Here is a 12,078-nt window from a genome sequence, read left to right on the forward strand (position 1 = left end):
CTAGTGGCAATGACTTTAAGAAAAGTTCCTTAAAGCTTCCGTGATGATGGTGGGCATGCCCTCCGTGCCCACTGTGCCCACTGTGCCCGCTGTGATCATGCCCATTATGTCCGCTGTGGTCATGCCCATTATGTCCGCTGTGGTCATGCCCATTATGTCCGCTATGATCATGCCCATTGTGCCCGTTGTAATCATGCCCAGCATGATGTACTTGATGTTGATCCTTATGGTATCCATGTTTATCTGTGATTCCATGCTCGTGTTTTAACTTATCCATGTTGTCATTATTCATTTTAAATTCCTCCTTATGCTTAATGATGATGTAAATGACATTCGCATTGTCCTTCTGGACAATTGCAATCCACTTCTTCTACTGCGAAAGATTTTTTCATCTCTAATATTTTTTCTAGTCGATCTATATCATCGAAGCTTAAAACATGATCTTCAATGATGCTTCCTATTACATTTCCGACTTTCTTATTGCAAATACGGTTAAAAATATCTTCTGCATAATCCCTTACGGCTTCTGTCTCTTCAATATTGGCAGTGTAAATAAACTTTCTACCTTCATGCTCTGTATTTAGTACGCCTTTTCCAACTAATCGACCTAAGATCGTTTTGATAGTGGATTGTGTCCAGTCCATTTTTTCTTGCAATACGGAAATGACTTTTTTACTAGTTACTCGATCATTTGCCCAAACTACACGCATGACTTCCCATTCTGCATCTGTGATATAAGTATTAAATTCCATTGTGCTCATTCTTCTTTCCTCCCATCGTCTACAGATGTGAACAGATATGTTCAAAATGAAGTTTACCATTGTAAACGAATTATGTCAAGTCTTTTTTATAATAGAAATTTTTCAGCAGACAAACCTATGTAAAAATTGACTACAGATATCACATATTTGCCTTTCGGTCTTAAACGATTATATTTATCTTCCATTATGGATTTACATAATGGAGAAATCATTGCCTATACAATTTCCTCAAAACAGGATACTAAGTTTGTATTGGATACATTAAATCAAATTGATTTACCTAAGGATGTTCTACTACATAGTGATTAAGGCAGCGTTTATACTTCTGCTGAATACTACACAATCTATGTAATTCAAATTGTAGAAAATTACATCAAATATTCTAATGAAAAAAGAATCCAACAAAAATTGGACTACCTGTCTCCAGTATTCAACCGGAAACAGGTAGTCCTAGGGTGTTTTTATTAAATTCTCACTTTTTGGGGTCAGTCCCTTCCAACCTTCAATCCTTTATAAAACTAATAATCCAGCTCCAATAATACCATTATCTCCTTTAATCGTAGAAGGAACCATTCGTTTTAATACATGTTTTTGTTCAGCATGCAAACGAGTCTCTAAAATTTCTTTAACTAATTCAATATAGTCCGGATTATAATTGGATACACTTCCTCCAAATACAATGACATGTGGATCTAGTAAGCAAACCATGGCATGTAAACTACTAGCGATTCCACTCGCCGCCTGACGAATAATATCTGTTGCAATGGCATCTCCTTGACGCCATTTTTCAAATACATCTTTAGTTGTCACAGAATCATCTTTGTATAATTCTTGAGCTTTCTTTTGAATCCCTACCCCTGAACAAGCTTCTTCTAAACTCATCCATTGACCAAAGAAATGAACTGGAATAAATCCAATTTCACCTGAGAATCCTGCTCCACGAAGAATTTCATCATTGACAATATTTGTTGCTGCAATTCCTGTTGATAAAGTAACATACGCAAACATTTCTTTTTCTGTTAAATTTTGAAGGCGATATTCTGCATAGGCAGCGACTTTTACATCATTATCAATTTTTACTGGAATATTTCCATAAACTTCTTGTAATCTTTTAACAATCGGAAAATTGGGCCATGGAATATTGTTTTGAAAAACTGCTATTCCATTCTCTACATCTACTTTCCCTGGCAAACCAATTCCAATCCCTTCCATCTCTTGCATTGAAAATGGATGTTCATTTAACTCTTCATTGATTAATCGAACAACTTGTTCAAATAATGTTTCAGCACTTTCGACTTCACTAGGTGCTTGCCTGCGACTAACAATTTCTCCCTTTTCATTAATAATAGCAACTGCTACTTTTGTACCCCCGATATCAACACCAATTGATTGTTTCATTAAAAACCTCTCCTTTATTTAATCGTTTTCATCGTTATTGTAGCCTTGTTTGAACATTTTTGCAATGATAAATTTTAAATGTAAAAAGAAAAAACTTTCCTTTGCAGCATCACTTATAAAATTTCTAAATTCTATAGTGTTTTTTGCTCTAAAGAAAGTTTTTTAATCATTATTTTTGTGATTTAATTTCTGTTATTAGTTCATTTAAATCATCTTCACTAAATTGATATTTTTCACCACAGAAATGGCAAACAATTTCTGCGCCATGATCTTCATCAATTAAATGTTGCAAGTCATCTACCCCAATCGATAATAATCCGGCACTAAATCTTTCTCTTGTACAAGGACAATGAAATTCTACAGGTAATTCTTCCAATACTTTAATATTTTCTTTACCTAATAAACGGTTTAATAAATCAATAGGCTCTTCTTGTTGATCAATCAATTTTGAAACAAGAGGCATTTCACTAATACGTCGTTCAATTTCAACAATCGTTTCTTCACTAGCTCCTGGAAGTAATTGAATCATAAAACCTCCCGCAGCACGAACGGATTCATCTGGATTCACTAATACAGAAACACCAACTGCCCCATTAATTTGCTCGGAAACAGCTAAATAATAAGTGAAATCCATTCCTAATTCACCATCAACAATTGGAATTTGTCCAGAAAATGGTTCCTTCATTTGTAAATCTTTAATAACTGTAATCGTCCCGTTTGTCCCTACAACGCCACGAACATCTAGTTTTCCTTTTTCATTTAATGGCAAGCTTACATGCGGATTTGAAATATAACCTCTCATTTGACCGATGCCATTTGCTTCTGCCATAATCTTTCCACCAGGTCCATCACCATTGACTTGAACCGTAATTTTTTCTTTCCCTTTAAGACTAGTTGCTAACAATTGTGTTCCAATCATTGTACGGCCTAATGCTGCTGTAGCTGCGCTCCAAGTGTCATGTCTTTTTTGGGCCCACGATACGGCTTCTGTTGCTACAATCGCTACTGCTTTAACTTCATCATTAAAAGCTAAAACTTTTAATAAATGATCTTTCATTCTTCATTCCTTCTTTCATCCATAAAAGAAAAGTGGGAAAGAAAAGCGTTGACTTCTCCTTCTCACTTTCTTGTCATTATTCTAAATCATCTTTTGAATCAGATTGTTCTTCATTATCATCTTGTTTTGCTGCTTCACGTTTTGCTAAAGCTTTTTTAGACTCTTCAAAACTTGCTGCCTCTACTTCACTTGGATACTCTTCTTCCACATCTTCTGTAGGCATTTCTCCAGTTTCAAATAATGCTTTAATCGTACGTTCATCAAGAGTTTCTAATTCTAATAATTTTTCAGCAATTAGAGTTAATTGTTCTTTATGTTCTTCTAAAATTTGTAAAGCTTGAGCATAAGCTTCTTTCATAATAGAACGGACTGCATTATCAATTTCAAAAGCAACTTGTTCTGAATATGCTTTTGTCTGTCCATAATCACGTCCAATAAAGACTTGATGATGTCCTTCATATTGAACAGTTCCTAATTCATCATACATTCCGTATTCTGTAATCATACTACGAACAATTCCAGTTGCTTGCTCGAAATCGTTACTTGCTCCTGTTGTTTTCTCATTAAAGATAAATTCTTCAGCAGCACGTCCTCCAAGTAATCCAACTACTTGCTCGAACAATTCTTTTTTAGTAGATAAGAAACGATCTTCTTTTGGAAGCATAATCGCATATCCACCTGCACGTCCTCGAGGAACAATTGTTACTTTATGAACGACACGCGCATCACTTAAAACCATACCAACTACTGTATGACCAGCTTCGTGGAAAGCAACCATTTTACGTTCTTTTTCACTAATCGCACGATCTTTTTTCGCTGGTCCCGCAATCACACGATCATGTGCTTCATCAACATCTAATTTATCAATGGCTTTTTTATCTCTTCTTGCAGCTACTAACGCAGCTTCATTTAATAAGTTTTCTAATTCAGCACCCGAGAATCCCGGAGTTTGTTGAGCAATAACTTTCAAGTCCACTTCTTTTGCTAGTTTTTTGTTTCTAGCATGAACTTTCAGAATAGCTTCACGTCCTTTAACATCTGGGCGACCTACTAAGACTTGACGGTCAAAACGTCCCGGACGTAATAATGCTGGGTCCAATACATCTGAACGGTTTGTTGCAGCAATCACGATAACGCCTTCTGTCCCTTCAAAACCATCCATTTCAACTAATAATTGGTTTAGCGTTTGTTCACGTTCATCGTGACCTCCACCCATACCTGTTCCACGTTGACGACCTACAGCATCAATTTCATCAATAAAGATAATAGCTGGAGCATTTTTCTTCGCATTTTCAAATAAATCACGAACACGGCTTGCCCCTACCCCAACGAACATCTCTACAAATTCAGAACCTGAAATTGAGAAGAATGGAACATTTGCTTCACCGGCAACAGCTTTAGCTAATAAAGTTTTACCTGTTCCTGGAGGGCCTTCTAATAAGACACCTGCGGGAATACGAGCTCCCAAATCAATAAATTTACGAGGGTCTTTTAAGAATTCTACTACTTCTACTAATTCTTGTTTTTCTTCTTCCGCTCCTGCTACATCTGAGAAACGAACTTTTACTTTTTGTTTTTGATCCGTAGCTTTTGAACGACCAAAATTCATCACGCCACGGGGACCACCTTGTCCCATTTGACTTGAAAATACGTTATACATTAAAAATCCAAAAATAGCAATCGGAATTACTACCTGTAAAAATAATGATAACCAAACTCCAGACTGACTCTCAGGAAGAGTCGTAATTTGAGTGCCTGCTTGTTGAGCTGCATTATTAATTTCTGTTACCGTTCCATCATTTGGTAAAACAGTTGTTTTAAAGTTCGAAGTTTTAGAAGATCTCTTATCAAATACAGCTAATCCTTTAGAAGTTGTATTTGTATTTTCTTTTGCTTCTTTATATTCTCCAGTTATTGTATAAACGGAGTTTGCATATTGCATTTTAATTTCTTTAATATCACCTTTTTTCAATTCTTGAACGAATTGTGTATAGCTAACTTCTGTCGTTTGTCCATTAGAACCTTGATTAAACCAAGAAACTAAACCAACAATTGCCACAAAAATCATAATATACATTAGTGCATTACGAAATATTTGACGATTATTATTTGTATTCATTTTGCCTCCTGCAATTCATAAATTGTTGTATAGCTTAGTGTATCACACATAAGAGTGTTTGACCATTTTTGATGATTAACTTAACCAAATCTTATGATTCATATACTTCTGGTTTTAATACTCCAATATATGGTAAGTTTCTTAATCCTTGTTTGTAATCTAAGCCATAGCCCACTACAAATTTATTTGGAACTTCCACTCCAACATAATCCGCATCAATTGCGATAACACGACGTTCTTGTTTATCTAATAATGTTACGATTTTAACACTTGCTGCTTGACGATGTTTTAATAATTCAACAATATGAGCTAAAGTACGGCCTGTATCAATAATATCTTCCACAATTAATACATGGCGACCTTTTACACTTTGATCTAAGTCTTTCAAAATACGAACTTCACCACTTGATTCAAATGCATCACCATAACTAGATACATCCATAAAATCTACTTCTAAATCACAATCCATTGCACGAACAAGGTCAGCCATAAAGAAAATAGCTCCCTTTAAAATACAAATTACTAATGGATTTTTATCTTGATACTCTGCTGTTAAAGTCTTTCCTAATTTTTCAATTGTTTCTTCTAATTCTTTCTTGCTGACAACTACTTCTGCAATATAATTATCTAACATAATAGCACCTCTTCTTATTTTCTATAGACTATTCTTATTCTATCAGTTTCTTTGCTTTTGGACAATGATTGTGTTTTGCGAAATCCTAATATTGCGATGATTTCTTTTGAAGAATTTTCTACAATCCACAATTTTCCCCTTAACTCACGAGGGATTTTCTGATTAATACACCATCTTCTAATACTTTGATGCTGATTTTCATTTAAAAGAAAACAATCATTTGGGTTCCTTCTACGAATCGTTAATGGAAATTCTTCCCTCGACACAAACATTTCCCATCCCTGTTCAGCTGTAAATGATATCCGTTCGTCTTCTGATAATACAATATCTGCTGATTGAAATTCCTCAACATATATTTCTTGATACGGAATTTCATCACTTTCTTCTTTTATAATCAGCAATTGATCATATCTTTTTTGGAAAATCCATCCTTTTGGTAAATTTAAACTCAATTGAGATGTATCCGATACAATGGCTTTTTGAATAGCTGACACATTTTTTGCACTCAACAAACCTTCAATTTTTTTAGATATTTCCACTAAAATAACTTTTTGCAATCCTACTGGTTGCTTCACAAAATTTTCCTGTTTCCAAGACCAACCGTTTGGTAATTCTACTAACTCTCGTTCCATCCATTGATAAGCTAGAGTCAAAACTAATTCTTGTTGCTCTTGTAACGTTTGCGTAAATTCTTGGATTTTTTGATTAAATTTAGGGTTTTCCTGTTTAAAAAGCGGAATGATTTCCTGTCTAAATCGATTTCTTGTATATTCTAAACTTTGATTCGATGCATCTTCTCGATAAGGTATTTGATGAATCGTAGCATACTCGTATAACTCTTCTTTATCCACTGTTAAAAAAGGGCGAATAAGATATCCATTACTAAATGGACGAATGGACTTCATTCCTGCAATTCCTTCAAGCGTACTTCCTCTAGTTAATTTCATTAAAACCGTCTCCGCTTGATCGTCTGCATGATGAGCGACTACAACATAGGAAACTTTATGTTTGTTCATAGACTCTTCCAATTTTTGATAGCGAAATTTCCTTGCTTTTTCTTCAATTCCTGTTGTCTGACTTGCTCCTTGTTCCCAATGATACACTTCCAGTGAAATATTTCTTTCACCACAAAAATCTCGAACCATCGCTTCTTCTTCATCTGATTCTTTTCGAAGATGATGATGAATATGAACCACCGAAAACTGTAACGTTGGAAAATTTTTTTGAAGCAAGAAAAAACTCTCTAATAAAACCATCGAATCTACGCCACCTGAAACAGCTAATAAAAAAGATTCTTGTTGCCAATTAGGAATATGTTGCTTTAAAAATCGTTCTACTTTCTTCATTCAAACACCTCCCATCTGATTGATATCTTCCAATTACAAAAATGAGACTGGATATTTCCAGCCTCATTTGAATACTTTATTATGAACGACGTCCGCCACGTCCACCACGTTTACCTTCTGTATTACGTTTTAATGAAGTCAAACGATCTTCAGAATCTTTTAAGAAGGAACTCATCATTGCATCAAAATCATTCACTTTTGCTTGTGATGGAGATTTTTTTTCAAACGATGGAGCTGATTTAGCTGAATAAGGTTTTTTAGACCCTTGACCTTCTTGATTACGTGGAGCTGATTTTTGGAATTTTGGCTTTTCTTCAACAGTTTCTTCAGAAAAATCAGCACTTGCACGACGAATTGATAAACTTACTTTTCCGTCTCCAGAAATTTCCATTACTTTTACTTGTACTTCATCTCCAACTGTTAAGACATCTTTAATATCTTTAATATAAGAGTTAGATACTTCACTAATGTGAACTAAACCCGTTTTACGGTTTCCTAAATCCACAAAAGCACCAAAATTTGTAATACCAGTTACTTTACCAGGTAAAATATTTCCTACCTCAATTGACATATAAAAAGCGTTCCTCCTTCAAATTTTCCTTTTATACACACGCTCGACGAGTATAAAAGATTATTTCTAACATTCATAGCACTTCGCAAAAATTAATGACGAGATTGATTGTCTTTTGCTTGTTGAATTTTATTTTGTGCAGCATCATCAGGTGTATTGAAAATAATTTCTCCTGATTTACTTAAGTAATATTCACTTCGTGCAAGTTTTGCAACATAATCATCTTGTTGTAATAACTCAACTTGTTGAACTAGAGCTTTTTGTTTTTCTTTTACTTTTGATTCTTCTTTTTTCGCTTCTACGATTTGCGCTTCAATCTTGCTAGCTTGATTCATTTGTCCAACAATTTGTAAAATCAGTGTTCCAATAACAGCTATCACTACAGCCATGAGTAATGAATGCCATACAGCTACTCGTTTCCAAACAGCCACTTTCGGTAAATGATCATTTTTATGCGATTTTTTCTTTTTTGCATTAAACGCAATAATATTGCTATTTTCTTGTTGCTGTTTATTCACTGCTCTGACTCCTTTAATGATTATATGACGAGTATAACAAGAATATGATAACTAGTCTATGCTTTTAGAAAATTTTTATAAAAAAACTCTTTCTTAGCTAGGATTTTCTAGCTAAGAAAGAGTTTTTCTATATCAGATAAGTCTTATTCGTTAATATTCTTCTGTCTTGAACTTGATCTTCTTCACTTCTAAATCAGAATGTTGTTCTTCCATATACTCTTGAATTTTTTCAATTACAATTTCTTCATCATGCTCTACACGCAAAATCAATTCATATTGACCATCATCCAATTCCTTTGCTTCAACTTGAATCGATTGATAATCCTCTAAATGACAAAAATCATAAATCTTTTGCATAATCGTAACATCTGGAACAAGACAATGAATACTTACTTGTCGATTTTGAGCTTTTAACGGTGATTCATGTGTCAATAATTGAATTATCACTACTACAGCTGCACAAACCACTCCGAAAATCCACATTCCGCCACCAATCGCTAAACCAATCCCAGCTGTTGCCCAAATTCCTGAGGCTGTTGTAATACCGCTAATTTTCTTATCTCTCATAAAGATAATACCACCACCGATAAAACTGATACCACTGACTACTTGAGCCGCCACACGAGCTGTATCAAATTTGGAAGTATCTAAAAAAGCTTCTTTAGAAATTAGCATCATTAGTGTTGATGTTAACGCCACTATGACGTGAGTTTTAATCCCTGCTTGTTTATTCCTAGATTTCCGTTCATGTCCAATGGCCCATCCACATAAGCAAGCTAAAATAATGGCTATTAAATGTCTAACTTCTAATATTGCATCAAAATTTCTACTTAAAATTGTTTCTACCATACTTGCTCCTCTCATGAACATTGAATTTTTTGTACTGTTATCAAAATGATAACGTGCCCATTATTCTATGCTTTTCTACCATAATTGTCAAGAAATCTTATCTTTCAATTTAGGCATCATGAATTGGAGTCAATATAATAATCATTATTTAGAGATACTCATGATTGAATCTTTATTATTCTTCACCATAACGGTATCATAAAACATCTTCAGTATGCTTCCTAATACAATCAAAATTCCAAAAGCTATCCATAACATTTGAAGATTCATCGTTCCAAGAAATACACTTCTAACTACCTGTCCAATTTGAAGTGCACTCGCATGATCCATCACCTCTATTCCAAATGAGAAATGATCATAAAAAGTATGAATCATCATCATAATTTGAAGATTAATAAAGATGGAATCTATCTTCAATTCTTTATTCTGATGAATTTTTCTACTACTCAATCCTAATAAAATCATTAATACAACTGTAAACACAAGCGTTAAGTCCACAATAACACCAAAAGGTAATAAGTGAAACTTTAGAATTGTGCCCTTTAAAATCATTGGACCAAACACAGCTGTCATTAATATTAGTTCTAGTACTAGAATTCCTTTTTTAATTTTGAAAGGTAGTTTCATCATACTAAACAATGCCAACAGAAAAGCTAAACAACTGACTCCCATCGCTCTCCACGATTCATACGTCACTTCAACAATTCCTTTTGTACTAAAGTACAAGCCAAATAAACAAGTTGCAACAGAAGTAACCATTGCAACACCCATATAGACTTTACTCATTTTATTCATCTTTCTCATCCTTTCTCTTACAAATTCTACAATAATTATTTTCTTCACATACAGTATAATGAAAACATTTTTCTTTCTCAATAGTTGATCTATTTAAGATTTTCTAAAAAATAAGAGAGGTTGACGAATCAACTCTCTCTTCTCATTTTTAAAACTCTTCTGTTTTTACTACTTGTTTTTCTTCTAAAATCGTAAACATTTCTTTAGCATCTTCTTTTCTTGTTGAGTCTAAAATAGCATCTACTCGAACCGTTACAGTCTTATTTCCAAATTGAATAGTAATAATATCTCCTACTTTTACATCCGTTGAAGATTTTGCCACTTTATCTTGTACAGTAATTCTTCCTTTATCGGCTACTTCTTTTGCAACACTTCTTCTTTTAATTAATCGAGATACTTTTAAATATTTATCTAATCTCATCCATTTCCCCTCTTTTCTTCCATTTTCTTGTAAATCTTAATAGTGATTTCCCTTTTGGAATCATTAACCATTCACGAATGGTAAATAATTTTATTCGAATAGCTCCTATTATAAATACGATGATTCCAATACTCACTAACAATAGAGCAATCAGTGTATCTTTTGTTCGAGAATCTCCTGCTGGAAAATAGCGTTCAAAGAGGATATTCAATCCTCCTACAACGATTGCCATTCCTATTGCTACAATTCCTAATTTTATAATTGTTGACTTTTGATGATTCGAAGAAGACTTACCCTCTCCACTCAGAATCCAAATCATTCCTAGCATCACGAATAACCCTAAAATTGTTGCAATACTAGCCCCTAATGTTTGAAATATTGGAATGAACCACAGATTTCCGACTCCTTTAGCAATGAGCCCAATCAATAAAGCTATAAGCGTAATGGAATATTTTCCAGTACTTTGTAATATTCCATGGTAAGCCATCATCATAGACGCTAACACAATACTGATACTATAAATACTCAATACATCGTTCCCTTGTACATCCCCAAACAGCATATGATTAACTCTTGGTAAAATAACAAGCAATCCTACTGTGGCTGCCACTGAAAATACCATTGTCATTTTTATGAGAGACTGTTTCAATTGTTCAAATTCTTCTAAATGTTGCTTTGTATAACTACGACTGAGTAATGGTAAGTAGCTTGAAGAAAATCCTACTCCAACAACCATCCCTAATTGCACCAGTGGTTGTCCTCTATCAAAAATTCCTTTTAAATCTTTGGCAATTTCTTGACTGATTCCCTGTTCTACTAAACCTTTAAACAAGGTGAATGAATCTATTAATTGGAATAATACTAAAATCGAACTTAATAAACATAAAGTTCCACCTTCAATGACTAATCTCTTTAGCAAGACTCCCCATTGAATCTTATGAGATTCAATGACACGACTGCCATTCCAATTTTCAAATGAGTCTAATTTTTTATAATACATTAAGACAAAAGTTGCCATCACTGCCGCAATCACTGCACTCGACATTGCCCAAGTTCCCACTACATATAAATCATTCGTGAGACTTCCATAAAAACTTGCAGCTAATAAAATAACACTCACTCGAACAACTTGTTCTATTACTTGAGAAACAGCTGTCGGAACCATTCGATTCGTTCCTTGGAAATACCCTCTGGCAATTACCAAAAATGGCATCATTAAAAACATCCACGAAACACTTTGAATGACTGGAGATAATAAAGTATCTCCCATCCATGAAGCAATGATTTCTGACTGTGTATATAGAAGTGAAAATACACCTATCCCTAATCCACTTAAAATCCAAAATAATCGTTTTAAAAGAGGAGTTAATTCATAATCCGAACGATACTGAGCAATTAACGCTGAAACAAATACCGGAAAACCAGAGAGAGCAAAGGTCATTCCAATTCCATAAATGGGATATACTTGCTGATAAACATAAAAACCAGTATTCCCAACCATATTTTGGAAAGGTACTCGATAAACGGCACTTAATATTTTTGCAATGAAGGCTGCTAGTGACAATACCAACGCTCCTTGCATCATCTGTCTATTCGATTTAACCATTGA

The 12,078-nt window shown here is 34.1% G+C and carries 12 protein-coding genes and 2 pseudogenes; 1 reads left to right on the plus strand and 13 read right to left on the minus strand.

Annotated features, from left to right (window positions below):
- Both RWL86_RS04370 and RWL86_RS04375 read right to left on the minus strand, forming a co-directional pair.
- Nucleotides 1-292, minus strand: a pseudogene (locus RWL86_RS04370) (heavy metal translocating P-type ATPase); the annotation flags it as partial.
- Nucleotides 293-311: 19 nt separating this feature from the next.
- A complete protein-coding gene (locus RWL86_RS04375) occupies nt 312-761 on the minus strand; it encodes a CopY/TcrY family copper transport repressor (protein ID WP_314077352.1) in 450 nt (149 codons plus the stop codon).
- A 90-nt stretch (nt 762-851) separates the two neighbouring features.
- Between RWL86_RS04375 and RWL86_RS04380 the strand changes: the two are divergent.
- Nucleotides 852-1,229: pseudogene (locus RWL86_RS04380) on the plus strand (DDE-type integrase/transposase/recombinase); the annotation flags it as partial.
- A gap of 42 nt (nt 1,230-1,271) precedes the next feature.
- On the opposite strand, the gene RWL86_RS04385 reads toward RWL86_RS04380, so the two are convergent.
- The 11 genes from RWL86_RS04385 to RWL86_RS04435 form a co-directional block, all read right to left on the minus strand.
- On the minus strand, nt 1,272-2,159 hold the full coding sequence (locus RWL86_RS04385) for an ROK family protein (RefSeq protein WP_314077353.1): 888 nt from the start codon (nt 2,157-2,159) through the stop codon (nt 1,272-1,274).
- A gap of 169 nt (nt 2,160-2,328) precedes the next feature.
- Nucleotides 2,329-3,216, minus strand: coding sequence for an Hsp33 family molecular chaperone HslO (hslO, locus tag RWL86_RS04390; protein WP_314077354.1), 888 nt, complete (start codon nt 3,214-3,216; stop codon nt 2,329-2,331).
- 76 nt (nt 3,217-3,292) lie between these two features.
- Nucleotides 3,293-5,335, minus strand: a complete 2,043-nt coding sequence (gene ftsH / locus RWL86_RS04395) for an ATP-dependent zinc metalloprotease FtsH (protein ID WP_314077355.1) — start codon at nt 5,333-5,335, stop codon at nt 3,293-3,295.
- 91 nt (nt 5,336-5,426) lie between these two features.
- Nucleotides 5,427-5,969, minus strand: coding sequence for a hypoxanthine phosphoribosyltransferase (gene hpt / locus RWL86_RS04400; RefSeq protein WP_040507612.1), 543 nt, complete (start codon nt 5,967-5,969; stop codon nt 5,427-5,429).
- Nucleotides 5,970-5,983: 14 nt separating this feature from the next.
- The gene (tilS, locus tag RWL86_RS04405) at nt 5,984-7,315 is read right to left on the minus strand and encodes a tRNA lysidine(34) synthetase TilS (RefSeq protein ID WP_314077356.1); all 1,332 of its coding nucleotides are present in this window, start codon (nt 7,313-7,315) and stop codon (nt 5,984-5,986) included.
- Nucleotides 7,316-7,394: 79 nt separating this feature from the next.
- Complete coding sequence (locus RWL86_RS04410) at nt 7,395-7,886, minus strand: S1 domain-containing RNA-binding protein (RefSeq protein ID WP_314077357.1); 492 nt, start codon at nt 7,884-7,886, stop codon at nt 7,395-7,397.
- 92 nt (nt 7,887-7,978) lie between these two features.
- Nucleotides 7,979-8,404: a septum formation initiator family protein gene (locus RWL86_RS04415; RefSeq protein WP_314077358.1), complete on the minus strand. Its 426-nt coding sequence runs from the start codon at nt 8,402-8,404 to the stop codon at nt 7,979-7,981.
- 150 nt (nt 8,405-8,554) lie between these two features.
- Entirely contained in the window at nt 8,555-9,253 is a 699-nt protein-coding gene (locus RWL86_RS04420; RefSeq protein WP_314077359.1) for an MgtC/SapB family protein, read from the minus strand.
- Between the two features lie 144 nt (nt 9,254-9,397).
- Nucleotides 9,398-10,048 carry a hypothetical protein gene (locus tag RWL86_RS04425; protein ID WP_314077360.1) on the minus strand — a complete coding sequence of 217 codons (651 nt, stop codon included), beginning with the start codon at nt 10,046-10,048 and terminating at the stop codon, nt 9,398-9,400.
- 148 nt (nt 10,049-10,196) lie between these two features.
- Nucleotides 10,197-10,469, minus strand: coding sequence for an RNA-binding S4 domain-containing protein (locus tag RWL86_RS04430; RefSeq protein WP_006703326.1), 273 nt, complete (start codon nt 10,467-10,469; stop codon nt 10,197-10,199).
- Nucleotides 10,456-12,075, minus strand: a complete 1,620-nt coding sequence (locus RWL86_RS04435; protein ID WP_314077361.1) for a polysaccharide biosynthesis protein — start codon at nt 12,073-12,075, stop codon at nt 10,456-10,458. The genes RWL86_RS04430 and RWL86_RS04435 overlap by 14 nt, the downstream gene beginning before the upstream one ends.
- Nucleotides 12,076-12,078 lie beyond the last annotated feature (3 nt).

The sequence above is a fragment of the uncultured Granulicatella sp. genome (assembly GCF_963515095.1).
Lineage (GTDB): Bacteria > Bacillota > Bacilli > Lactobacillales > Aerococcaceae > Granulicatella.

Coding starts and splice junctions, on each gene's coding strand:
- ftsH (WP_314077355.1), bottom strand. CDS start 5,335: ATGAATACAAATAATAATCGTCAAATATTTCGTAATGCACTAATGTAT.
- RWL86_RS04375 (WP_314077352.1), bottom strand. CDS start 761: ATGAGCACAATGGAATTTAATACTTATATCACAGATGCAGAATGGGAA.
- RWL86_RS04430 (WP_006703326.1), bottom strand. CDS start 10,469: ATGAGATTAGATAAATATTTAAAAGTATCTCGATTAATTAAAAGAAGA.
- RWL86_RS04410 (WP_314077357.1), bottom strand. CDS start 7,886: ATGTCAATTGAGGTAGGAAATATTTTACCTGGTAAAGTAACTGGTATT.
- hpt (WP_040507612.1), bottom strand. CDS start 5,969: ATGTTAGATAATTATATTGCAGAAGTAGTTGTCAGCAAGAAAGAATTA.
- RWL86_RS04425 (WP_314077360.1), bottom strand. CDS start 10,048: ATGAATAAAATGAGTAAAGTCTATATGGGTGTTGCAATGGTTACTTCT.
- RWL86_RS04385 (WP_314077353.1), bottom strand. CDS start 2,159: ATGAAACAATCAATTGGTGTTGATATCGGGGGTACAAAAGTAGCAGTT.
- tilS (WP_314077356.1), bottom strand. CDS start 7,315: ATGAAGAAAGTAGAACGATTTTTAAAGCAACATATTCCTAATTGGCAA.
- hslO (WP_314077354.1), bottom strand. CDS start 3,216: ATGAAAGATCATTTATTAAAAGTTTTAGCTTTTAATGATGAAGTTAAA.
- RWL86_RS04435 (WP_314077361.1), bottom strand. CDS start 12,075: ATGGTTAAATCGAATAGACAGATGATGCAAGGAGCGTTGGTATTGTCA.
- RWL86_RS04420 (WP_314077359.1), bottom strand. CDS start 9,253: ATGGTAGAAACAATTTTAAGTAGAAATTTTGATGCAATATTAGAAGTT.